Source organism: Methylobacterium durans (assembly GCF_003173715.1).
In the GTDB taxonomy this organism is placed as follows: Bacteria; Pseudomonadota; Alphaproteobacteria; order Rhizobiales; family Beijerinckiaceae; genus Methylobacterium; species Methylobacterium durans.
The window spans coordinates 2,725,532-2,747,294 of the sequence record NZ_CP029550.1 but is presented as its reverse complement, the minus strand read 5'-3'; the positions used below and the strand labels follow the sequence as shown (position 1 = coordinate 2,747,294).

The following is a 21,763-nucleotide window of genomic DNA, read 5'->3' as shown; positions in this document are numbered from 1 at the left end:
GGCTGGATTTGTCGCCGCCGACGAGCAGCAGGTAGGAGCCTCGCCGCGACGCGCGACGTCGAGCCGGTATCCCGGCCCGTGTGGATGCGCATCTCGAAGAGGCCCTCGCCGACCGGCTGGACATCGCCGAAATGGCCGAGCGTCGCCGCACGGATGCGGGCCGTGATCCGCGCCTTCGCGCGCTGGTCGCGCAAGCCCGTCAGCCAGCGCTTGAAGGTGTCTGGCAGCAGGATGTCCGGCAACCGCGTTCGTATCCGGCCGGATACTTCCTTGCAAGCGTGGCCGTTCGTTTCCCCATCTCCGGAGCCCGCCATGGCGACCCTGATCCTGTCCACGGCGGGCGCCGCCCTCGGCACGGCGCTCGGCGGGCCGGTCGGCGGGCTGATCGGGCGGGTGGCCGGCGCCGCGGCGGGCGCCGCGATCGACGGGGCGCTGTTCGGGCCGGGCTCCGCCGCGCGCCAGGTCGAGGGGCCGCGGCTGACCGATCTCGCGGGCCTGTCCTCGACGGAGGGCGATCCTGTGCCCCGGGTCTACGGCCGCGCCCGCATCGGCGGCACCCTGATCTGGGCGACGCGGCCGCTCGAGGTCGCGACGAAGACGGTCGAGCGCGGCGGCTCCGGCGCCAAGGGCAGCGGCGGCGGCAAGACCGTGCGCACCGCCTACGCCTACTACGCCAACCTCGCGGTCGGCCTCTGCGAGGGCGAGATCGCCCTCGTGCGCCGGGTCTGGGCGAACGGGCAGGAGATCGACCTGACGACGCTGACGCACCGCGTCCATACCGGCCGCGCCGATCAGGCGCCGGACCCGCTGATCGTCGCGAAGGAAGGGCCGGAGAGCACCCCCGCCTATCGCGGCCTCGCCTACGTGGTGTTCGAGCGGATGCCGCTGTCCGATTACGGCAACCGCATCCCGCAGCTCGCCTTCGAGATTGTGCGGCCGGTGGCGGGGCTCGGCCGGATGATCCGGGCCGTCAACCTGATTCCCGGAGCCACTGAGTCCGGGCTCGACCCGCTCCCCGTCACGGAGGATCTCGGCCTCGGCGCGAGCCGGGCGGCGAACCGCGTCCAGCTCCAGGCGGCGACCGACGTCCTCGCCTCCCTCGACGCCCTGCAGGCGCTCTGCCCGCGCCTCGAACAGGTGTCGGTGGTGGTCTCCTGGTTCGGGGACGACCTCCGGGCCGGGCGCTGCACGGTGGCGCCGCGGGTCGAGGACGGGGCCAAGCGGAGCCTCGGCGCGGACTGGAGCGTGGCGGGCCTCGCGCGGAGCGCCGCCCGCACCGTCTCGCGGGGGCCGGACGGCGGACCGGCCTACGGGGGCACGCCGTCGGATGCCGGGCTCGGCCGCCTCGTGGCGGAACTCCGCCGGCGCGGCCTCAAGGTCGTGCTCTACCCGTTCCTGATGATGGACGTGCCGGCCGGCAACGCCCTGCCCGACCCGCGCGACCCGGGCGCGGGCCGCCAGCCGGCCTATCCCTGGCGCGGGCGCATCACCTGCGACCCGGCACCGGGCGTCGCGGGCAGCCCGGACGGGACGGCGGAGGCGGGCGCGCAGGTCGCGGCCTTCTTCGAGAGGCCCTCCGGCTACCGCCGCATGGTGCTGCACTACGCGGACCTCGCCGCGTTCTGGGCGGCGGCGGGCCTGCGCCTCTCCGGCTTCATCCTCGGCAGCGAGCTCGTCGGCCTCACCCGCGTGCGGGAGGCGGGCGGGCGCTATCCCGCCGTCGAGGCCCTGCGCGACCTCGCCCGAGCCGTGCGCCAGCGCCTGCCGGGAACCGCCCTCGTCTACGCGGCGGACTGGACCGAGTACGGCGCCGATGTGCGCGACGGGGGCGCCAGCGTGCGCTTCCCCCTCGACGCGCTCTTCGCCGATGCCAGCATCGACGCGGTCGGCATCGACTATTACCCGCCGCTCTCCGACTGGCGCGACGGGCCGGGCCACGCCGACCTCGCCGAGGCGCCCGAGATCTACGACCGCGCCTACCTGCGCCGCCGCCTCGGCGCGGGCGAGGCCTTCGACTGGTACTACGCGAGCGAGGCGGCGCGGCAGGCGCAGGCACGCACGCCGATCACCGACGGCGCCGCCGGCAAGCCCTGGATCCACCGGGCGAAGGACCTCGTCGCCTGGTGGTCGAACCCGCACGTGGAGCGCGACGGCGGGGTCGAGACCCGCACGACTGCCTGGCAGCCGCGCAGCAAGCCGATCTGGCTCACCGAGATCGGGGTGCCGGCGGTCGACAAGGGCACGAACGGGCCGAACGTCTTCCCCGACCCGAAATCCGCCGAGAACGCCGCCCCGCCCCTCTCCCGCGGCTCCCGCGACGACCTGATCCAGCTCCGCGCCTCGAGGCGATCCTCGGCCGCTTCGACCCCGCCGTGCCGGGCTTCGATCCCGCCCACAACCCGGTCTCGCCGGTCTACGGCGGGCCGATGGTGCCGCCAGGTGCCGTCTTCGTCTGGGCCTGGGACGCGCGGCCCTTCCCGGCCTTCCCGGACTACGCAGGAATCTGGGCCGACGCGCCGAACTGGGGCCTCGGCCACTGGATCACGGGGCGCGTCGAGGGGCTGGACCTCGACCGGCTGATCCCGGCGATCCTCGCCGATCTCGGCGTCGCGGCACCCCTCGACATCGCGGCCTCGGCCTACCTCGACGGCTACGTGATCGACCGGCCGCTCTCCGCCCGCGCCGCCCTGGAGCCGCTGGCCCAGCTCTACGGCCTCGACGTCTCGACGGTCGCAGGAAGCTTGCGGGTGCGCGGCCCCCGCCGCGAGGCCGCCGAGACGATTCTTGCCGCCGACCTCGTGCGCAGCGACGACGAGGCTCCGCTACGCCGCGTGCGGGCCGAGGACGGCGCGCTGCCCGCCCGCATCGAGATCGGCTTCACCGACGCGGAGAGCCCCGAGTACCGCCGGGCCGCTGCGGCGGCCGCGCGCGGGAGCGCCGGGCGGACCCGCGAGATCCGCCTGGAGGCCGCGATCGTCACGCGGCGGGCCGAGGCCGAGGCCCTGGCCGAGGGGCTCCTCGATGCCGGGCTCGCCGCCCGCGACACGGCCGCGTTCCGGCTGAGTCCGCACCGGCTCGCCCTCGAGCCCGGCGACCTCGTGGCGCTCCCGGAAACGGCCGCGCCGCACCGGATCCTGCGCATCGACGACGGCCCGGCCGGGCGCCGGATCGAGACCCGCGCCGTGTCCCTGCACCGGACCGGGACCCCGCCGACGCGGCCGGCGCCGGTCCGGCCGAGCCCGCCGCCCCCGGCGCTCCCCGGGCCGCCGCTCGCCCTCGTGCTCGACCTCCCGGCCGACCGCGGCGAGCCGACCGTGCTGCAATCCCTCGCGGTCGCGGCGACGCCCTGGCCCGGCGCTGTCGCGGTCTGGCGGGCGGAGGGCCCCGGCGCGCCGCTCGCCCTGCGCGGGATCGTCGACTATCCGGCCTGCCTCGGGCGGACGCTGACCCCGCTGCCGCCGGGACCGCTCTGGCGCTTCGACCGGGGCGCGCGCCTCGACGCCGCGTTCCGCCCCGGCGCGACCTTGAGCGCCGTCGACGACCGGGCGGCGCTCTCCGGCCAGAACCTGTTCGCCCTGATCGCTCCGGACGGCACGGTCGAGATCCTCTCGGCCGCGGGCGCCGAGCTGACCGGCCCCGACACCTGGCGCCTGTCGCGCCTCCTGCGGGGGCTCTCGGGCAGCGAGGCGGCGGCGGAACGGACCACGCCGGCGGGGAGCTGGCTCGTGCGCCTCGACGACGGCGCCCCGGTGCCCCTCGTCGATCGCCTCGACGAGGCCGGGCGCAGCTTCCGCTACCGGATCGGCCCGGCCGCGCGCGATCCCGGCGACGCGGCCTTCACGGAGATCGTCGCGAGCGCCGGCCTCTCGGCCCTGCGCCCCTTGAGCCCGGTCGGCCTGCGGGCACGGCGCGAGGCGGGGGGCGTGCGCTTCCGCTGGATCCGCCGGGCCCGGCGGACGGCGGACGCCTGGGAGCCCGTCGAGATCCCCCTCGACGAGGCCGCGGAGCGCTACCGCCTCGACATCCACGCCGCGGACGGGCGGCTCCTGCGCAGCCTCTCCGCTGCGCAGCCGAGCCTCCTCTACCCGGGCACCGACGAAGCGGCCGATTTCGGCGGCCCGCAGCGCGAGATCGAGGCGGCGGTCGCGCAGGTCGGCGCGGTCGCCGGAATCGGCGCCCCCCTCCGCGCCCGCGTGGCCGTGCGGGCGGGCTGACCCAGGACGTCGAGCCGGGGCCCTCTCGGGCCTCCGGGCCGGCGCCTCGGGCCTCGGCGACCCGGCCCCGCGGCCCCCTTCACCGTCCTGGAGACCCCGATGTCGACGACCCGCCACCTCGCCCTGCCGCTGCTGGCGGCGGCGCAGGCGCAGAAGCACGTGACGCACAACGAGGCGCTGGCCCTCCTCGACGCGCTGGTGCAGCTCGCCTGCCTCGACAAGGACCGCACGGCGCCCCCGGCGAGTCCGGCCGAGGGCGACCGCTACCTCCTCGCCGCGCAGAACCCGACCGGCGCCTGGGCGGGACTGTCCGGCCAGATCGCCTGCTTCGAGGACGGCGTCTGGATCGGGCTGCAGCCGCGGCCCGGCTGGCTCGCCTACCTCGTCGACGAGGCCGAGCTCTACCTCTGCACCGGCGGCGGCTGGACGCCGCTCCGCACGACGCTCCAGAGCCTGCAGAACCTCACCCGGCTCGGCATCAACACCGCGGCCGACGGGGGCGAACCGGCTCGCCGTGAAGGCGGACGCCGCCCTGTTCTCGTGGGACGACGTCACGCCGGGCTCGGGCCACATGCGCGTGACCCTCAACCGGCGCTCCGGCGCCGAGGAGGCCGCCCTCGTCTTCCAGAGTGGCTACCAGACGCGAGCCCTGCTCGGCCTCCTCGGCAACGACCTCGTCGGCCTCAAGGTTAGCGCCGACGGGACGACCTTCGCGCCGGGCTACAGCGTGCACCCGGTCAGCGGCTGCTTCGGGCTCGGCCTTACCGCGGCGCCGACCGCGGGTCTCCATCTCACGACGCTCCGCAACGGCACGGGGGCGGGCGTCGTCACGCAGGACGTCCAGATCAACAGCTTCAGCGGCGAGGCGGGCAACATCCCCCGGTCGTCTCCTTCGTGGCGCAGGTCGCCCGCGGAACGCCCGCGAACCCGGCGCCGATCAAGGCTCTCGACCGGTTCTTCGGCTTCTTCGGGGCCGGCTGGCGCACGGACGGCGCCTATTCCAGCAACGTCGTCGCCTTCAACGGCTTCGCGGAGGAGGATTTCACCGCCTCCGGCAACGGCACCGGCATCGACTTCCTGACGACGCCGGTCGGCGCCACGAGCCGGCGCTCCGCGGTGAAGTTCCGCGCCAACGGCGCCCTGGAGCTGCAGCCCCAGGCGGGCGCGCCCACCCTCGGCACCGCGGCCGGGCAGATCGTGTTCGACGCGAACGCGGGCGCCTTCAAGGGCCACGACGGCACCCGCTGGTGGCGGCTCACCAACCTGCCGCGGTTCTCCGCCACGACGAATGTCGACCATTACCTCGCGGCCGGCGCCTGGACGCGGATCCCGTTCAACGTGGCCGAGGCCAACGATCAGGGCGCCTTCGCGGCCGCGGCGGGCCGCTTCACCGCCGCCGAGGCGGGCCTGCACGCCTTCCACGCGAACCTCGCCTACAGGCGCAACGGGACGAGCGCGCCAACCGCCTTCGAGGCCCAGCTCTATCGCAACGGCGCCCCTGCCGGCGGGGCCGGGCGGCGCTGACCGGCGGCCTCGTGGACGGCGTCTCCTGCCTCGGCCTCGGCGCGGCGCTGACGCTCGCAGCCGGGGACACGGTCGAGGTCTACGCCCGCCTCACCGGCGCGGACGGATACGTGGCGGCGGCCGATTCGCAGTTCGGCGGCGGGCAGCTGCCGTGAGCTCGGATCGTCCGGCCGGCGAACCGGCACCGGAGCGTCAGGCGGCCCCGATCCTGGCCCTCACGTCGAAATCCGACCAGCTCGGCTTGCCCGTCGTCCGGCTCCGGTGGAACCAGAGATTCCCGTAGAGCTGCGTGCGCTGCGTTTCCAGATGGTCGTAGCGCGCCCGGACGGCATGAAGGGTGTCGTCCGCCGGCTGGAAGAGCACGATCGTATTGTTCCGGGTCTGCCTCTTGACCGTCTCGCACCAGCTCCACGGCACCCAGCACCGGTCGAGATCCGGATTGCCGTTCCAGAACGCCTGGACATACGCCTTCTCGCGCCGGAACCGCATGTAGTGGGTGTGGTAATCGATGTCCGCCGAACGGTCCGACGGGTTGATGTTGACCATGTAGGTCAGGGCCTTGGCCCGGATGTCGGCGTGCGGACTGATCTCGTATCCGTCCAGGTACTTCTGGATGCCCCCATCCGCGTAGACCGCGGCGCGATCGATCGCGAACTTGGCGGCGATGGCGTCGAGCCACGCGTCGGATCGCAGGAACGTCATCAGGTCGCCGATCAAGGCGGTCCGCGCCGATTGCAGGCGCAGCGTCACGCCCACGCCCTCGCAGAGGTCCCGGTTCGTCATCGCTCCGTTCTCCGGAACGTCGAGATCCCGCTTCGCGTGCCACGCGATGTAGGAGGCGAGGTCCGTCGTCGTTCCGGGAAAGTTGATCTCCCTGTAGCCGGCGGCGTGCAGGGCCTCGATCAACCCCTGGTCGTCCTCGGCGCGCCCGATGGCGATCTCGGCCGCGGACGTGATCGCCCCGAAATGCTCGTCCGAGAAGAAATCCTCGATGGAGACGTGGCGGAACGGCTCGTCTGAGACGGGCGCGTCGCGCAGCTTCCGGATCAGATACGCGAACATCCCTCGCCCCGCCCCGCGACGACTTCCGCCACGAGCCGAAAGGCTAATTTTCCCACATCGATCAAGTCACGATCGCGCGATGCGAGGTCCATCGCACGTCGGTGACGATCCAATTCCCGGAGATCCCCATGATGCTCACCCAGACGGGCCGCGCGGTCCTCATCGCGCGGGAGGGACGCCGCCTGTCCGCCTATCGCGACTCGGCCGGCATCTGGACGATCGGGGTCAGGCATACCTCCGCGGCGGGGCCGCCCCGGGTGACACCCGGCCTGACGCTGACGGAAGAGGCCTGCGACGCGCTCTTCGCCCGCGACGTCGCCCGCTTCGAGGCCGCCGTGCGGGAGACGGTGCCGCCGGACCTGCCCGACCACGCCTTCGACGCTCTCGTCTCCCTCTGCTTCAACATCGGCACCGACGCCTTCCGGCGCTCGACCGTCGTGCGGCGCCTGCGCGCCGGGGATCGCGCGGGGGCTGGCGCGGCGATCCTGCTGTGGAACCGGCCGCCCGAACTGATCCCGCGGCGGCAGGCCGAGGCCGACCAGTTCCGCACGCCCTACGCCGAGGGCCTGCCCCGTGCCCGGCGGGGCGACCCGGCCACCGTTCCCGGGCCGCCTCCGGCCTCCCTGCCCCCCTCCCTGCCGCCCTCGCGCCGGCCCGTGCCGTCCGCCCCCGTCGTCCGGACGGGCGGGCCCGGCCCGGCCGGACCGGGCCCCCTCGCCCGCCTCTGGCGCCGCCTGCGGGCGCGCCTCGGCCGGACCTGACGCGCGCCCTCCCCCCGCTCCCCACCACGGAACCGACGCCATGATCCTGCACAGCCCCGCCCGCGCCGCTCTCGCGATGCTCGCCGCCCTCCTCGTTCCGGAGGCCGCCCTCGCGGCGGCCGACCCGACCTCCGCCGTGCTGCCCTGGGGCGACGCGCTCGCCGCGGCGGCGCAGGGCGCGGGGAGCGCGGTGGTGCCCGTCGCCGCGGCCGCCGCGACGGCGGCGCTCGCCCGGGTCGCCGGTCCCCTGCGGCTCCTCGTGGCGAACACCCTCGTCGAGCGCCTCGTGCGGAATGTCGGGGATTACGCGCTCAACGCGGTCGCGGGCGCGGTGAAGGGCCGGACGCTCACCGTGCCCCTCGGTTCCGCCGTGATCGCGGCGGCGGTGCAGCGCGCCGCCGACCAGGCGCCCGCCTGGCTCCTCCGGGAGGCCGGCGGGCTCGAAGGTCTTGCCGAGAAGGTGTTCCGCAGCCTCTCCCTCGAGGCGGCGGCGGATGCGGCCAACACCCTGCGGCCGGCGCTCGATGCCGCCCGGCGGGGCGGCGCTCCCGCCTCCTGAGGCGGAACGGGACCCCGCGACCGGCGGGAGGGAGGGCAGGTCCGTGGAGAAGCTCGCGCTGGAGGCCGCCCGCCTGCTCTTCACCGAGGGCGGGGCCGGCTGGATCGTCGCGGCCCTGCTCGGGCTCGCCTGCCTGCATCTCCACCGCGAGAGCCTGCGGGCCCTGGAGGCCCGCATCGGGGACGCGGGCGCCGCAGCGACGGCCCTGGAGCGCACCGCCCAGACCAACGCGGCGGTGGCGGCGGCGCTGGAGAGCCGCACCCGCGTGCTGGAGGATCTCGCGCGCCTCGTCGCCGAGATCGCCCGCGGGGTCGACCGCAACGACGGCCGCGCCCGCGAGAAGCTCGACGAGATCCTGCGTCTCGTCGCCGATCTCCGCCACCCCGTCCGCTGAGCGCGGCGGATCCCGAGGAGCGAGCGGCCATGACGATCCTGGACGGACAAACCCCGGCGCGCGGCCGCCCGGACCGACGCGCGGATCGCGCCGCCGGCCGGCTGCGCGCGGCGCGGCGCGGCTACGAGCGCTCCGCCGCGCATCTGCGATCGGCGGCCCTCGATCAGGTCGAGCGCCACGGCCTCATCAGCGCGGTGCTCCGTGCGAGCCTGGGGCGCCTCGCGCAGTCGTGTCCGGCCGATTCGTGAGGCTCCGGGGGTCGGACGGGAACCGGATTGCGCCTCGCGCCGTAACCTCTGCCGGAACCCCGCTTGCAGACCATGAGATCGTCGCGTCCCCTCCCCCGTGCCTGTCCCCACCCTCGGGAAACATTCCCGCCGGACACGGATGCTGAACGGACTGGGCGCGGCGGTATTCAGGGCGTATTCAGTGCCCGGGGCCGAGATTCCTTCCCCATGCGCTACGCCCTCGCCCTGATCGCGGCCTGCCTGACGCTTGCGGCCATCGCCGCGGGCGATCTCGGCACGCTCGCCGAGGAGACGGCCCAGCCCGGCGCCCGCCTCAACGCCGTCCAGAGCGCCGCGCCGCCCCGCAGCGAGAACTGCCTCGCCCCGGCGGACCTGCGCGAGGCGGTCGCCGAGCGCCGGGTGATCGAGCCCGTGGCGGCGATCCGGGCGGCCCGGACCGTGATCCCGCGGGCCGACATCCAGCGCGCGAGCCTGTGCCGCCACGAGGACGGCCTCGTCTACATGCTGACCGCCTTGCGCCGGGACGGGCACTTCGTGCACGTCATGGTCGACGCCAAGACGGGACAGGTCGCCGGGCAGTACTAGCCGCCCGGCGCGGACTGAACGAACGGAGTGAGCCAAGGTGCGTCTGCTCGTCGTGGAGGATGACCGGGACATCAACCGGCAGGTTGTGAACGCCCTGGAGGAGGCCGGCTACGTCGCCGACAAGGCCTTCGACGGGGAGGAGGGCGCCTATCTCGGCGAGAACGAGCCCTACGACGCGATCATCCTCGACATGGGCCTGCCCAAGGCCGACGGCGTCACCGTGCTGCAGAAGTGGCGCCGGGCCGGCATCAAGACCCCCGTCATCATCCTCACCGCCCGCGATCGCTGGTCGGACAAGGTCGACGGGTTCGACGCGGGCGCGGACGACTACGTGACGAAGCCCTTCCATATGGAGGAGCTGATGGCGCGGGTGCGCGCGCTCCTGCGCCGCACCGCCGGCCACGCGACGAGCCAGATCACCTGCGGGCCCGTCACCCTCGACACCCGCTCGGGCCGCGTGTTCGTGGACGGCAACCCGGTCAAGCTCACCAGCCACGAGTACCGGCTGCTCTCCTACCTGATGCACCATACCGGCCGCGTGGTCTCCCGCGCCGAGCTGACCGAGCACCTCTACGACCAGGATTTCGACCGCGACTCGAACACGATCGAGGTCTTCGTCGGGCGCCTGCGCAAGAAGCTCGCCGTCGACCTGATCCAGACCGTGCGCGGCCTCGGCTACCTCGTCGATCCGACCCAGCCGGCCGCGCGGGTCTGAGCGCGCCGCCCAAGCGGCTCCCTCCCAGGTCACGAGGCGGCGACGCCGCAGCTGACCGCCTGGCTGTCGTAGACGGAGATCGTCCACCGGCGCAGCGTCCTGCCGGTCTGGCTCATGAAGGCGCGGGCGATGCCGGGCAGGAGCGTCCGGTAATCCGACTGGATCACCACGACGATCGCGGTGTCCCCGTCCGCGAGCACGGACTGGGCAGCCTGGGCCACGTCCGCGTCGAGGTAGGTCATCGGACCGGCGCAGACGTGGAGGGCGCCCCGGACCCGGGAGATCTGCGCGATGCCGACGGAGGCGGCGGACGGCAGGCCGACCAGCGCGTTCGCCTTCCGGTCGCGGTAATCCTGCATCGTCCGGCTGAGGCACCCGTCGCTGCCCTGGCGCGGGCAACTCGTCAGGATCGCCGCCACGTGCGTCGAGGAGCGCTCCATCTCCCGCATCTTCCCCGACAGGCTGACGAGGTCGATCACGCCGCCGAACACCACGAGGAGGATCGACGCCAGCAGCGCGAACTCGACGCCCAGTCCCCCCTCCCGGTCCGAGAGGCCGGCGCGCCATCCCTGCCCGGCCATCAGGTCCTCCGGTAGACCACGGAGGATTGCACCGTCACCGCCGGGACGAAGGGAATGACGATCGGGATCGGGAGCGCCGCGCGCAGCAGCATGACCTCCTTCGGCAGGCCCGCCGAGAAGCTGGCACCCCTGACCGGCGTCGGGGCCGTCGGGCTCGCCGAGAGGGGCGCTAGCTCCACGACGAGCCGTGCCTGGCAGGTCGCCGAGGGCACGACGACGATCTTCCCGCACAGGAGCGCCCTGTAGCCGGCCCGGTCGCCGAGCAGGAGCTCGGCCTCGGGCCTCGAGGCCGAGAGGTGCAGCCGGTCGCTGAGAACGACCTGCGCGTACTGGACGACGGCGTACTGGAGGATGCCGAGGACGAGGCCGATCATCGGCCAGGCCAGCAGCGCGAACTCCACCGCGGAGGCGCCGCGCGCGCAGGCGCCGAACCGCCGGAACGCGCCCGCGATGCGCAACCCCCGGCACCATCGCCGGGCATCAGAGCGGGCAGGCATTGCGGCAGATCCGGAGGTAGTCGATCAGCCCGCCATAGGTGTCCTCGCGGCCCGCCGCCCGCCAGCTGATCCGGTATTCCGAGGCGTCCTTGACGGTGAAGTTGACGACCCGCTCGGTCCACGAATCGGCCTGCACGCAGACGTCGACCATGTTCGCGGGCTGGAACGTGTACTGGCCCGATTTCTCGACGTAGACCTCGATGCGGTTGGTCTGCCCGGCGACCTGATACCAATCCACGTCGCTGCCCTTCGCGCCGCAGATGATCTGGCCGGGCCGGGCCGGGTCGCGCAGGCGGGCGATGTACCAGTAGCGGACCTGATAATCGCCCGGCGTCAGGTTCAGGATGCGCGACATGGTCGAGTTCGAGTGGCAGTCGGGGCTGCCGCGGGCGGCCCATGCGTACTCGCAGTCGCTGTCGAGCTCGGCGAAGAAGTCGCCGAAGCGGATCGAGTTGCTCGCCAGTTCCCGCTGGCCGTTGATCTCGATGCCGCCCGCCTGCGTGGTCCAGCCGTTCCAGGCTCGGCCGTTCCCGACCGTTCCGAGCACGGCCCAGGTGTTGTAGTTCACGCCGTGGCTCGGCCGCTCGAACGACTCGGAGATGAGCACCTCCGGCTTGCCGCTGCTCGCGGCCAGCTCGACCGGGCAGTCCCGGCTCGCGCCGATGGTGACGTTGTCCGTCCTCAGGATGCGGCCGAGGATGAGCGGCAGGGTCGCGCGGGCCTCCACGTGAAGGTTGGTGTAGGTCGGTCGCGTCACGGCCTTGACGCCGCCGAGATCCTTGGCCGCGAAGTTGCGCGCGGCGATCTCGTCGACCTCGCGCTGGTAGTCCCGCGTCAGCGTCCCGGCCTCGAAATCCGCGGCCCGGCGCATCGTCAGGAAGGCCTGCCCCTGCGTGCAGGTCAGTTCCACCGCACTGGTGAGACGGTGTCGGTAGGAGACGGCGCGCGACGCCTCGATGGAACCGCCCGCGCCGACGAGGAGCACGGGCAGCGCGATCGCGAGGATGACGGCGATACTGCCGCGTCTGTCGTCTGCGAACATCTCGGCACAGCTCGAAGTTTAGTCCGGTCGATGCGAGTGTAGCGCTGCATCGATAAAGGAAGACTGGCCGAGTCAACGGAATATCAGAGGACATTCCTCTGCTATTGGACAAAAACGGTTCATTTAAACCTGAAAAAGACGCCATCTCGTCAGTTCTGGCGAGGTTTCGCGCATCGCCCGGCGGGGCGATCGGGCCGAGGACGGCCATTGCGGGGCCGACGACCCGTCAAGATGGGGGCAGCGGACCGACTGGCTTAGGCCACGCGGAGGTCGGAACAATACAGCCTAGATCTGTTCATTACAACGTGAACTCGATCAATGTAGAATATTGTCAATGTTAATGTCTTGTTGATCATTCTTCGGCATTGCTTCGGACCACACGCATCGCGAGGCCGCTCTCAGTCATGCTGGGCAATCTTTCCCGCCGCTCCGCCGTCAACCAAGCCTGGGGCGAGGCGATCGACCGTTCGCTCGGAACGATCGAGTTCGGCTTGGACGGGACCATCCTGAACGCGAACGGCAACTTCCTCGCCCTCGTCGGCTACGGCCTCGACGAGATCCGCGGCCGTCATCACCGGATGTTCGTCCTGCCGGACGAGGCCGGGAGCGCGGCCTACGAAGCCTTCTGGCGCGACCTTCGTGCCGGCACGTTCCAGTCGGGCGAGTACGAGCGCGTCGGCCGCGACGGGCGCCGGATCTGGCTGCAGGCGACCTACAACCCCGTTCTCGACCCGCGCGGGCGCGCGGTGAGCGTGGTGAAGTTCGCCGCCAACATCACCGCCCAGAAGCGCCTCGACGCCGAGTTCCGGGGCGAGATCGACGCCATCGGCCTGTCGCAGGCGGTCATTCAGTTCGACCTTGACGGCAACATCCTGTCGGCGAACCGCAACTTCCTCGACGCCGTCGGCTACCGCCTCGACGAGATCGTGGGACGTCACCACAGCATATTCGTCGAGCCGGACTACGCGGAGAGCCCCGACTACGCGGCATTCTGGGCCGCGCTCCGGCGCGGGGAGTACGGGGCCGGCGAGTACAGGCGGCGCGGGCGCGACGGCCGCGAGATCTGGCTGCAGGCGAGCTACAATCCGATTCGGAATCTCGACGGGTCGGTCTTCAAGGTTGTCAAATACGCGACCGACATCACGACCGAGAAGCGGGCCAATGCCGACGCCGCCGGGCAGCTCGCCGCCGTCAACCGCTCGCAGGCGGTGATCCAGTTCGATCCGAGCGGGCGCATCCTTGACGCGAACGAGAACTTCCTCGCCGCAATCGGCTACCGGGTCGACGAGGTGCGGGGCCGGCACCACAGCATGTTCGTGGAGCCCGACTACGCCAGGAGCCCGGAATACGCCGCCTTCTGGGAGCGCCTGCGCCAGGGCGACTTCATCGCCGGCATGTTCCAGCGCTTCGGCCGAAACGGCCGCTCGGTCTGGATCCAGGCGAGCTACAATCCCGTCTTCGGCCCGGACGGGCGGCTCGCGAAGGTGGTGAAGTACGCCACCGACGTGACCGCCAGCATGGAGGCCCGCAAGGTCGCCATCGACGCGGCGGAGCGGACGCTCGACAACGTGCAGACGGTGACGGACGCCGCCGAGGCGATGGACGTGTCCGCCCAGTCGATCTCGCGGAGCATGGCGCGATCGAAGGCGGCGGTGGACGACATCCACGGCCGGACGCACGAGGCCGACGCCTCGACGGTGCGCCTGCGCGAGGCCGCGGACGCGATGGGCAGCGTGGTCCAGCTGATCACCGGCATCGCCGAGCAGATCAACCTCCTCGCCCTCAACGCCACGATCGAGGCCGCGCGCGCCGGCGCGGCGGGCCGCGGCTTCGCGGTCGTCGCGGCCGAGGTGAAGAGCCTCGCGACGCAGACCACCACCGCGACGGGCAAGATCTCCTCGGAGATCGCCGACATGCAGGGCGCCTCGGCCGACGTCGCGGCAAAGCTCGGCGCGATCACCGCGGCCATCGGTACGATCAGCGGCTACGTCGACGAGGTCGCGTCCGCGACCGTCCGTCAGAGCGCGTCGACCGGTGCGATCCTCGGCAGCATGCGGCAAGCGGCCAACGGCGTGTCGAGCATTAGCATGAGCCTCGACGACTGGACGGTGGGCATGGAGGAGCGCCGGGCCGACCGCCGCACCCGCGTCCTCCTCGCGGCGACGATCGACCTCGGCGGCGGCCGCACGCTGGATTGCACGATCCGCAACCTCTCGGCGAGCGGCGCCAAGATCCACCTGCACGACGCGCCCCCCTGCCCGATCGGATCACCCTGGTGACCGGCCATGACGGGCGGCGCCAGGCCTGCACGGTCACGCGGCGCGAGGGCCACGAGGTCGGCCTGCAGTTCGTCTGAGGGGCGGACGCCTTCTCGGCCGGGCCCGGGGGTGCTACCGCAGGGGCCCGACCTCGCGAGACCACAAGGCGGCCGGCCAGCGGCCCGGCCCGCAGCCCGCCATGACCGCCCTCCTCACCTTCTTCTCCCTCCGGCAGCGCTCCATCGCGGTGCGGCTTGCCGTCTCGGCGCTGCTGGCGAGTTCCGCGATCCTGCTGATCGCGGCCTGGATCCTGACCACCCTCTACCGCGAGAATACCGAGCGCGCCTTCGACAGCCGGCTCCTCGTCTTCGCCAACAACCTCGCCACCGATCTCGTCTCGCCGAGCGACCCCGAGAGCCGCTCCTTCTCGCTCGGCGACCCGCGCTTCGACCTGCCGCTCTCCGGCTGGTACTGGCAGGTCGGGCGCCCCGACGCGAAGCCGCGGGACCTGCGCACCTCGCGCTCCCTCGTCGGCGTGCCCCTGAAAGCCGCCACCAACCCGGACGGCCGGGCCGGAATCGGCCAGATCCGCCAGGGCTACGGCCGCGCCCAGGACGACCGGCTGCTGCGCATCATCGAGCGCGACGTCGATCTCGGCGAGGAGGGCCGCTACACGGTGCGCATCGCCGGCCCGGCCGACGAGATCGTGAACGACGTCGACCGCTTCCGCTTCTCGCTCTTCGTCACCTTCGGCCTGCTCGGCCTGTTCCTGGCGCTCACCACGCTCCTGCAGATCCGCTTCGGCCTCGCGCCGCTGGCGCAGCTGCGCGCGGCGCTCGGCGCCATCCGCCGCGGCGAGGCCGACCGGATCACCGGCTCCTACCCGCCCGACATCGCGCCGCTCGCGGGAGAGGTGAACCTCCTCATCGAGACGAACCGGGAGATCCTGGAGCGGGCCCGCACCCAGGTCGGCAATCTCGCCCACGCCCTGAAGACGCCGCTCTCGATCATCGTCAACGAGGTCGGCAGCGCCGACGCCCCGGAGGAGCTGTCGGCCAAGATCCGCGAGCAGGCGAGCCTGATGCGCGACCAAGTGAACTACTACCTCGACCGCGCCCGCGCGGCCGCGCTCGCGGGCACGCTCGGCACCTCGACGGAGGTCGAGCCGGCGCTCGCCGGGCTGGTTCGCACCTTCGGCAAGATCTACCGCGACAAGGACATCGCCTACGAGGTCAGCGTGCCGGCGGGCCTGCGCTTCCGCGGCGAGCGCCAGGATTTCGAGGAGATGGTGGGCAACCTCGTCGACAACGCCTCGAAATGGGCGCACGGGCGCGTCGCGATCCGCGCCGAGGCGATCGGGAAGGACGATTATCCCCACCTCCTCGTCGCCATCGAGGACGACGGCCCCGGCCTGCCGCCGGAGGCCCGCGAGGCCGTGATCGGCCGCGGGCGCCGCCTCGACGAGACGAAGCCGGGCTCCGGCCTCGGCCTCTCGATCGTCGCCGACCTCGCCGCCCTCTATCGCGGGCGCTTCCGCCTGGAGCAGGCGAGCCTCGGGGGCCTGCGGGCGGTGCTGGAGGTGCCGGGCGACGCGCCGGCCGCGGCGGCGCACCACTGAATTCCAGGTCCCGGCCGGCTGCCGGCCGGCCCCGCGCTTGTCACCGCGCCGTCTCGCGTGACACCGTGTCGCCCGGCGGACGCGTCGTGCGGGGCTCCGCGCGGCTTTACATGGATCGCAACACACGGGATCGCGTCCACGAGGATCGCGGGAAGGCGCGGGCGGGCCGGGACGGTCCGCGGATCCGGGCAATCTGAGGTTCGATGACGGCGATCTGGTTCATCCTGGCGTTCATGACCGGCGCGGCGGTTCTCGCCCTGCTCTGGCCGATGTCGCGCCGCGCCAACGCCGTCGCCGAGGCCGGGCAAGCCGCGACCGAGACCGGATTCTACGAGGACCAGCTCGCCGAGATCGAGCGCGACCTCGGCCGCGGCCTGATCGCGCCGACCGAGGCCGAGGCCGCCCGCACGGAGGCCGCCCGCCGCCTGCTGCGGGCGAACCGCGCGGGTGTCGCCACCGACGCGAAGGGCCTCGCCGAGCCGCATCTGCGCCAGCGCCGCGCGGCCTCCGCCTTCGCGCTCTCGACCATCCCCCTCGTCGCGCTCCTCGCCTACGGCCTCTACGGCTCGCCGAACCTGCCCGCGCAGAGTGCGGCCGACCGGCAGGCGGCGCAGACGAGCAACGACGACCTGATGAAGGCGATCGGCCAGATCGAGGCCAAGCTCGCCGCCGATCCCGGCGACGCCCGCGGCTGGGCCGTGCTGGCCCCCGTCTACATGCGGCTCGGCCGCTTCGACGACGCGGCCCGCGCCTATGAGGCGGTGGCCCGGCTCAAGGGCGAGACGCCGCAGGTGCTCGGCGATTGGGGCGAGGCCCTGGTCGCGGCCGGCAACGGCGTCGTGCCGCCCGAGGCGAAGGCCATCTTCGAGCGCGCCGTCGCCCTCGACGCCGCCTCGGCCAAGCCGCGCTTCTACCTCGCCCGCGCGGCCGAGCAGGCCGGCGACACGGCGGGTGCGATCCAGCATTATACGACGCTCGCCGAGGCGGGGCCGGCGGACGCGCCCTGGCAGGGCATGGTGCGCGAGAACCTCGCCCGCCTGAAGGCCGAGCCTGCGGCGCCGGGTGCGCCGCAGGAGGCCGGTGCCGCGCCCGACCCGAACGCCGCGATCCGCGGCATGGTCGACGGCCTCGACCAGCGCCTCGCCAAGCAGGGCGGCACGGTGGAGGAATGGCTGCGCCTCGTGCGCTCGCGCAGCGTGCTCGGCGAGCGCGACAAGGCGCTCTCGGCCTTGGAACGCGCCCGCTCCGCCCTCGGCGCCGACGGGACGGCGCTGGAGCGCCTCGACGCCCAGGCGAAGGAGCTCGGCCTCGCTCCCGGCAAGGCGACCGACACGAACCCCGAGCCCCGCACGCGGGCCAATCCGCTGTCCGGGACGGTGGCGAAACCCGCGGTGGCGGACGCCGAGTCGCGGGCCGACACCGAGGCGGCGGTGGCCGCCGTCAAGGCGATGCCGGCGGCCGAGCGCGACGCGGCGATCCGCGGCATGGTGGCCGGCCTCGACCGGCGGCTCTCCGCCAAGGGCGGCACCCCGGACGAGTGGCTGCGCCTCGTGCGCTCCTACAGCGCGCTCGGTGAGCGCAAGCAGGCGAGCCGCACCCTCGACCGGGCCCGCATGGCGCTTGCGGCGGATACGGGCGCGGTGGAGCGCCTCGACGCCCTCGCCCGCGAGCTCGACCTGCACGGGACGAGCACGAAGCCGTGAGCCACCCCTGACAATCGGTCCCGGCCGCGGCCCTTGACCCGCGCGGCGCCCGAGCCGACACCCTTCTCCCGTTAATGTATGCGAAGACCGGTGCGCGGGGCCGATGCCCGGTCGCGCCGTCCGCTCCGGCAGCAGGATCCCGAAACCGTGACCCGCAAGAGCCGCCGCCTCGTCCTGATCACCGCCTGCGGCGCCGTGCTGGCGCTCGCGGTCGGGCTGATCCTGTCCGCGATGAGCGGCTCGATCGTGTTCTTCCGCTCGCCCACCGAGGTCGCGAATCAGGGGGTGGCCCCCGGCACGCGCTTCCGCCTCGGCGGGCTCGTGAAGGAGGGCTCGCTCCAGCGCGGCACGGACCAGAAGATCGATTTCGCCGTCACCGACACCAACGCCACCGTGCAGGTCACCTACAAGGGCCTGCTGCCGGACCTGTTCCGCGAGGGCCAGGGCGTGGTGACGGAGGGGGTGCTGGAGCCCGGCGGCCTCTTCCGCGCCGACACCGTGCTCGCCAAGCACGACGAATCCTACATGCCCCGCGAGGTGGCCGACGCGCTGAAGGCGCAGGGGCGATGGCAGGAGGGTTCGGGCAAGGACGCGGGCAAGGACGCAGCCGGCAAGGACGCGGGCAAATCCGCGACGGCCAACGACAAGGCCCTCGGACCGCGCAGCGAGCGATGACGCGCGTGGGACAGGCAAGGGAAGGATAGCCAGTGCTCGTCGAGGTCGGCCATTTCGCGCTCGCGCTCGCGCTCGCGCTCTCCCTCGTCCAGGCGGTGATGCCGGTCTGGGCCGCCCGCACGGGCGATTCGGCCCTGCGCCAGGTGGCCACGCCCGCGGCGCTCGGCGCCTTCGCCTGCGTGCTCTTCGCCTTCGCGGCGCTCACCTACGCGCACGCGACCTCCGACTTCTCGGTCCAGAACGTCGTCGAGAACTCGCACACCACCAAGCCCTTCCTCTACAAGCTCTCCGGCGTCTGGGGAACCACGAGGGGTCGATGCTCCTCTGGATCCTGATCCTCACCCTGTTCGGGGCGCTGGTGGCGGCGGCCCACGATTCGGTGCCGCCGGTGCTGCGGGCCAACACCCTCGCGGTGCAGGGCCTCATCACCTTCGTGTTCGTCCTGTTCATCATCACGACCTCGAACCCCTTCACCCGCGCCATGCCAGCGCCGATCGAGGGCAACGACCTCAACCCGCTCCTGCAGGATGTCGGCCTCGCGGTGCACCCGCCGCTCCTCTACGTGGGCTATGTCGGCTTCTCGATCACCTTCGCCTTCGCGGCGGCCGCGCTCATCGAGGGCCGCATCGACGCCGTCTGGGCCCGGGCCGTGCGGCCCTGGACTCTGATCGCCTGGAGCTTCCTGACGCTCGGCATCGCGATGGGCTCGTACTGGGCCTATTACGAGCTCGGCTGGGGCGGCTGGTGGTTCTGGGACCCGGTCGAGAACGCCTCGCTGATGCCCTGGATCGCCGGGACCGCGCTCCTGCACTCCACCGTCGTCATGGAGAAGCGCGACGCCCTCAAGGTCTGGACGGTGCTGCTGTCGATCCTGACCTTCTCGCTGTCGCTGCTCGGCACCTTCATCGTGCGCTCGGGGCTGCTCACCTCGGTCCACACCTTCGCCACCGACCCGACCCGCGGCGTCTTCATCCTCGCCATCCTGGTCCTGTTCATCGGCGGCTCGCTGACGCTGTTCGCGTGGCGGGCGCCGCTCCTGCGCCAGGGCGGCCTGTTCGCGCCGATCTCCCGCGAGGGGGCGCTCGTGATGAACAACCTGTTCCTGGTCGCGGCCTGCGCCACCGTCCTCGTCGGCACGCTGTATCCCCTCGTCCTGGAGATGGCGACGGGGGACAAGATCTCGGTCGGTCCGCCCTTCTTCAACACGACCTTCGTGCCGCTCGCGGTGCCGCTCCTCCTGATCGTCCCCTTCGGCCAGACGCTCGCCTGGAAGCGGGGCGACGCGCTCGCCGCCACGCAACGCCTGTTCGCGGCCCTGGCGCTGGCCCTCGTCGTCGGCCTCGCCACGCTGGCCCTGACCTGGGGCGGGCCGGTCCTCGCCCCCGTCGGGATCGGCCTCGGCGCCTACCTCGTGGTCGGTTCGGCCCTGGAGATCATCAGCCGCGCCCGCGGCTACGGCTCGAACCGCACCGCCGCGCCCGGCCTGATCTGGCGGCGGGCCATCGGCCTGCCGCGCTCGGCCTGGGGCACGGCGCTGGCGCATGGCGGCGTCGGCATCGTGGTGCTCGGCATCGCCGCGCAGGGCTGGGCGACGGAGGGTCTCGCCACCCTCAAGCCCGGCGAGACGCTGGCGACCGGCCCCTACGTGGCGACCCTGGAGCGGGTCTCGCCGCGCTCCGGCCCGAACTACGAGGAGACGGCGGCCATCCTCACCGTCCGCAACCGGCACGGCGATGCGGTCGGCTCCGTCGATACCGGCAAGCGCTTCTACCCGAGCCGGCGCATGACCGTGACGGAATCCGGCCTGCTGACGGTCGGCGCCAGCCAGGTCTACGCCAGCCTCGGCGAGGTGCATCCGGACGGCACGATCGGCCTGCGCCTCTACTACAAGCCGCTCGTGCTGCTGATCTGGCTCGGCGCAGTGGTAATGGCGCTCGGCGGCGCCGTCTCGCTCACCGACCGCCGCATGCGCGTCGGCGCCCCGACCCGGGCGCGGGCGAAATCCCTGCCGCCGAACGCGGTGCCGGCCGAATGACGACGCGCAGCCACGCCCGGACACTTCTGCTGGCGGCGGCCCTGCTCGCGGGCGGCGCGGCTCAGGCCGTGCAGCCCGAGGAGGTGATGAAGGATCCCGCGCAGGAGGCCCGCGCCCGCGAGATCTCGGCGGGCCTGCGCTGCCTCGTCTGCCAGAACCAGTCGATCGACGATTCGGACGCGCCGCTCGCCAGGGACCTGCGCCTCATCGTGCGCGAGCGCATCCGCGCGGGCGACGACAACCAGCAGGTCGAGGATTTCGTGGTGCGCCGCTACGGCGAGTTCGTGCTGCTGCGCCCCGTCCTCGGATGGCACACGCTGCTCCTGTGGCTGACGCCGCTCGCCGCACTGCTCCTCGGCGCCCTCGGGATCTGGCGCCTGGCCCGCCGCAGGGCCCTTCCGCCGCCCGCCGGCCTCTCGGCCTCCGAGGAAGCGGAAGTGGCCGCGCTGCTGCGGCGGAAATAGAGGCCACGCCCGAGCGGTGCGATGTCTCCGGGCAGCTCGCACCGGGGCCCTGTCGCCTTTTCCCTTAACCCGGCTCTCGAACGGGCGACGGAAGCCGCGCCCCTCACGCCATGTCCTTCGCCACCTACCGAGACCGCAAAACTCGCTGCGGGATTCGGCGAACCTCGACTTCGAAAAATTTTGCAAGCCGGCCGCGTGCGGCTCAAGTTCGAATCACCAAGCCATGCATTCTTGTGCATTTATGGGTGAATAATCGCACAAGGTATGATTTCTGTGCATTTGTGCGCCGCGAAAATCATGTCTTCGCGGCGCAGCATCGTGCCGGCATAGTGCGGTCTCCCGGTGCCACCGGCTTTCCGTACGGGCGCTCCCGGCGGACAGTAACCGCACAGGACTCACATCATGCGTACCCTCTCGCTCGCCCTCGCCGCGGCCGCGCTCTCGCTCGCCTCGGTCACCGCGGCCTCCGCCGTCGAGCTGAAGCCGCTCAAGGCGAATACCGTCGATCTCGGCTCGTTCCGCGGCTCGATCTACTACACCGCCGAGAAGGACGGTTACCGGGTCGTGGCGACGCTCGCCGCCCTGAACGGCCACAGCGAGCAGCCGCAGGTCGTGCGCCTCGTCACGACGCTGAACGCCGACCAGACCGTCCAGCTCTCGGTGCCCGGCAGCATCGGCGCCGACGGCCGCGACGCAACCATCGCGTTCTCGCGCCGCGGCGACATCGTCGAGGTCGCCTCGGCCGACTGAACCGGCGCCCGAAGCGGGCGCAACGGATCCGGCAGGGCATCGTCGCGGCAAGGCTGCGGCGGTGCCCTTCGCATGAGC

19 protein-coding genes and 2 pseudogenes are annotated in these 21,763 nt (G+C 72.7%); 17 read left to right on the top strand and 4 right to left on the bottom strand.

What is annotated here, in order from left to right; genetic code table 11:
- The first annotated feature begins 312 nt into the window (after window positions 1–312).
- From DK389_RS34855 to DK389_RS32315, 4 genes and pseudogenes are all read left to right on the top strand, one after another.
- Window positions 313–4,214 (top strand): annotated as a pseudogene (locus tag DK389_RS34855) (baseplate multidomain protein megatron).
- A 99-nt stretch (window positions 4,215–4,313) separates the two neighbouring features.
- On the top strand, window positions 4,314–4,907 hold the full coding sequence (locus DK389_RS34200; RefSeq protein WP_236960835.1) for a DUF2793 domain-containing protein: 594 nt from the start codon (window positions 4,314–4,316) through the stop codon (window positions 4,905–4,907).
- A 201-nt stretch (window positions 4,908–5,108) separates the two neighbouring features.
- Window positions 5,109–5,738 (top strand): hypothetical protein, encoded by a 630-nt coding sequence (locus tag DK389_RS34195; protein ID WP_236960833.1) that lies wholly within the window; start codon window positions 5,109–5,111, stop codon window positions 5,736–5,738.
- Window positions 5,739–5,749: 11 nt separating this feature from the next.
- On the top strand, window positions 5,750–5,893 hold the full coding sequence (locus DK389_RS32315) for a hypothetical protein (RefSeq protein ID WP_162560624.1): 144 nt from the start codon (window positions 5,750–5,752) through the stop codon (window positions 5,891–5,893).
- Between the two features lie 37 nt (window positions 5,894–5,930).
- Here the strand turns inward: DK389_RS32315 and DK389_RS12575 are convergent, their stop codons facing one another.
- Complete coding sequence (locus DK389_RS12575; protein WP_109890003.1) at window positions 5,931–6,800, bottom strand: hypothetical protein; 870 nt, start codon at window positions 6,798–6,800, stop codon at window positions 5,931–5,933.
- A 128-nt stretch (window positions 6,801–6,928) separates the two neighbouring features.
- Between DK389_RS12575 and DK389_RS12570 the strand changes: the two genes are divergently transcribed.
- The 6 genes from DK389_RS12570 to DK389_RS12545 all read left to right on the top strand — a co-directional run bounded on the left by DK389_RS12570 (window position 6,929) and on the right by DK389_RS12545 (window position 10,062).
- Entirely contained in the window at window positions 6,929–7,561 is a 633-nt protein-coding gene (locus DK389_RS12570) for a lysozyme (RefSeq protein ID WP_109896337.1), read from the top strand.
- A gap of 40 nt (window positions 7,562–7,601) precedes the next feature.
- A complete protein-coding gene (locus DK389_RS12565) occupies window positions 7,602–8,120 on the top strand; it encodes a hypothetical protein (protein WP_109890001.1) in 519 nt (172 codons plus the stop codon).
- Between the two features lie 43 nt (window positions 8,121–8,163).
- On the top strand, window positions 8,164–8,514 hold the full coding sequence (locus tag DK389_RS12560; protein WP_109889999.1) for a hypothetical protein: 351 nt from the start codon (window positions 8,164–8,166) through the stop codon (window positions 8,512–8,514).
- A 29-nt stretch (window positions 8,515–8,543) separates the two neighbouring features.
- Window positions 8,544–8,762: a hypothetical protein gene (locus tag DK389_RS12555; RefSeq protein WP_109889997.1), complete on the top strand. Its 219-nt coding sequence runs from the start codon at window positions 8,544–8,546 to the stop codon at window positions 8,760–8,762.
- 207 nt (window positions 8,763–8,969) lie between these two features.
- The gene (locus DK389_RS12550; protein WP_109889995.1) at window positions 8,970–9,347 is read left to right on the top strand and encodes a PepSY domain-containing protein; all 378 of its coding nucleotides are present in this window, start codon (window positions 8,970–8,972) and stop codon (window positions 9,345–9,347) included.
- A gap of 37 nt (window positions 9,348–9,384) precedes the next feature.
- Entirely contained in the window at window positions 9,385–10,062 is a 678-nt protein-coding gene (locus tag DK389_RS12545) for a response regulator transcription factor (protein ID WP_109889993.1), read from the top strand.
- Between the two features lie 29 nt (window positions 10,063–10,091).
- Here DK389_RS12545 and DK389_RS12540 read toward each other — a convergent pair whose 3' ends face one another.
- Genes DK389_RS12540 through DK389_RS12530 form a run of 3 tightly spaced genes read right to left on the bottom strand, consistent with a single transcriptional unit; the run spans window position 10,092 to window position 12,182 of the window.
- Complete coding sequence (locus tag DK389_RS12540; protein ID WP_109889991.1) at window positions 10,092–10,643, bottom strand: hypothetical protein; 552 nt, start codon at window positions 10,641–10,643, stop codon at window positions 10,092–10,094.
- Window positions 10,643–11,140, bottom strand: coding sequence for a TadE/TadG family type IV pilus assembly protein (locus DK389_RS12535; protein WP_109889989.1), 498 nt, complete (start codon window positions 11,138–11,140; stop codon window positions 10,643–10,645). The genes DK389_RS12540 and DK389_RS12535 overlap by 1 nt, the downstream gene beginning before the upstream one ends.
- On the bottom strand, window positions 11,124–12,182 hold the full coding sequence (locus DK389_RS12530; protein ID WP_109889987.1) for a TadE/TadG family type IV pilus assembly protein: 1,059 nt from the start codon (window positions 12,180–12,182) through the stop codon (window positions 11,124–11,126). The genes DK389_RS12535 and DK389_RS12530 overlap by 17 nt, the downstream gene beginning before the upstream one ends.
- A 404-nt stretch (window positions 12,183–12,586) precedes the next feature.
- On the opposite strand from DK389_RS12530, the gene DK389_RS12525 reads away from it, so the two are divergent.
- The 7 genes and pseudogenes from DK389_RS12525 (at window position 12,587) to DK389_RS12495 (ending at window position 21,685) form a co-directional block, all read left to right on the top strand.
- Window positions 12,587–14,461: a methyl-accepting chemotaxis protein gene (locus DK389_RS12525; RefSeq protein WP_109889985.1), complete on the top strand. Its 1,875-nt coding sequence runs from the start codon at window positions 12,587–12,589 to the stop codon at window positions 14,459–14,461.
- A gap of 178 nt (window positions 14,462–14,639) precedes the next feature.
- The gene (locus tag DK389_RS12520; protein WP_109889983.1) at window positions 14,640–16,058 is read left to right on the top strand and encodes a sensor histidine kinase; all 1,419 of its coding nucleotides are present in this window, start codon (window positions 14,640–14,642) and stop codon (window positions 16,056–16,058) included.
- A 203-nt stretch (window positions 16,059–16,261) separates the two neighbouring features.
- Complete coding sequence (ccmI, locus tag DK389_RS12515) at window positions 16,262–17,761, top strand: c-type cytochrome biogenesis protein CcmI (protein ID WP_109889981.1); 1,500 nt, start codon at window positions 16,262–16,264, stop codon at window positions 17,759–17,761.
- A 147-nt stretch (window positions 17,762–17,908) separates the two neighbouring features.
- Window positions 17,909–18,436, top strand: a complete 528-nt coding sequence (ccmE, locus tag DK389_RS12510) for a cytochrome c maturation protein CcmE (RefSeq protein WP_109896335.1) — start codon at window positions 17,909–17,911, stop codon at window positions 18,434–18,436.
- A 32-nt stretch (window positions 18,437–18,468) separates the two neighbouring features.
- Window positions 18,469–20,471, top strand: a pseudogene (locus DK389_RS12505) (heme lyase CcmF/NrfE family subunit).
- Window positions 20,468–20,935 (top strand): cytochrome c-type biogenesis protein, encoded by a 468-nt coding sequence (locus DK389_RS12500; RefSeq protein WP_109889979.1) that lies wholly within the window; start codon window positions 20,468–20,470, stop codon window positions 20,933–20,935. Before DK389_RS12505 ends, DK389_RS12500 begins: the two are co-directional and overlap by 4 nt.
- Window positions 20,936–21,337: 402 nt before the next feature.
- Window positions 21,338–21,685, top strand: a complete 348-nt coding sequence (locus DK389_RS12495; RefSeq protein ID WP_109889977.1) for a hypothetical protein — start codon at window positions 21,338–21,340, stop codon at window positions 21,683–21,685.
- Window positions 21,686–21,763 lie beyond the last annotated feature (78 nt).

What these genes read in the sequence shown, in the direction of transcription:
- DK389_RS12535 (WP_109889989.1), bottom strand. Translation starts at nt 11,140, where the DNA reads ATGCCTGCCCGCTCTGATGCCCGGCGATGGTGCCGGGGGTTGCGCATC.
- DK389_RS12575 (WP_109890003.1), bottom strand. Translation starts at nt 6,800, where the DNA reads ATGTTCGCGTATCTGATCCGGAAGCTGCGCGACGCGCCCGTCTCAGAC.
- DK389_RS12570 (WP_109896337.1), top strand. Translation starts at nt 6,929, where the DNA reads ATGATGCTCACCCAGACGGGCCGCGCGGTCCTCATCGCGCGGGAGGGA.
- DK389_RS12550 (WP_109889995.1), top strand. Translation starts at nt 8,970, where the DNA reads ATGCGCTACGCCCTCGCCCTGATCGCGGCCTGCCTGACGCTTGCGGCC.
- DK389_RS12500 (WP_109889979.1), top strand. Translation starts at nt 20,468, where the DNA reads ATGACGACGCGCAGCCACGCCCGGACACTTCTGCTGGCGGCGGCCCTG.
- DK389_RS12495 (WP_109889977.1), top strand. Translation starts at nt 21,338, where the DNA reads ATGCGTACCCTCTCGCTCGCCCTCGCCGCGGCCGCGCTCTCGCTCGCC.
- DK389_RS12530 (WP_109889987.1), bottom strand. Translation starts at nt 12,182, where the DNA reads ATGTTCGCAGACGACAGACGCGGCAGTATCGCCGTCATCCTCGCGATC.
- DK389_RS12540 (WP_109889991.1), bottom strand. Translation starts at nt 10,643, where the DNA reads ATGGCCGGGCAGGGATGGCGCGCCGGCCTCTCGGACCGGGAGGGGGGA.
- DK389_RS12525 (WP_109889985.1), top strand. Translation starts at nt 12,587, where the DNA reads ATGCTGGGCAATCTTTCCCGCCGCTCCGCCGTCAACCAAGCCTGGGGC.
- DK389_RS12555 (WP_109889997.1), top strand. Translation starts at nt 8,544, where the DNA reads ATGACGATCCTGGACGGACAAACCCCGGCGCGCGGCCGCCCGGACCGA.
- DK389_RS12565 (WP_109890001.1), top strand. Translation starts at nt 7,602, where the DNA reads ATGATCCTGCACAGCCCCGCCCGCGCCGCTCTCGCGATGCTCGCCGCC.
- ccmI (WP_109889981.1), top strand. Translation starts at nt 16,262, where the DNA reads ATGACGGCGATCTGGTTCATCCTGGCGTTCATGACCGGCGCGGCGGTT.
- DK389_RS34200 (WP_236960835.1), top strand. Translation starts at nt 4,314, where the DNA reads ATGTCGACGACCCGCCACCTCGCCCTGCCGCTGCTGGCGGCGGCGCAG.
- DK389_RS12520 (WP_109889983.1), top strand. Translation starts at nt 14,640, where the DNA reads ATGACCGCCCTCCTCACCTTCTTCTCCCTCCGGCAGCGCTCCATCGCG.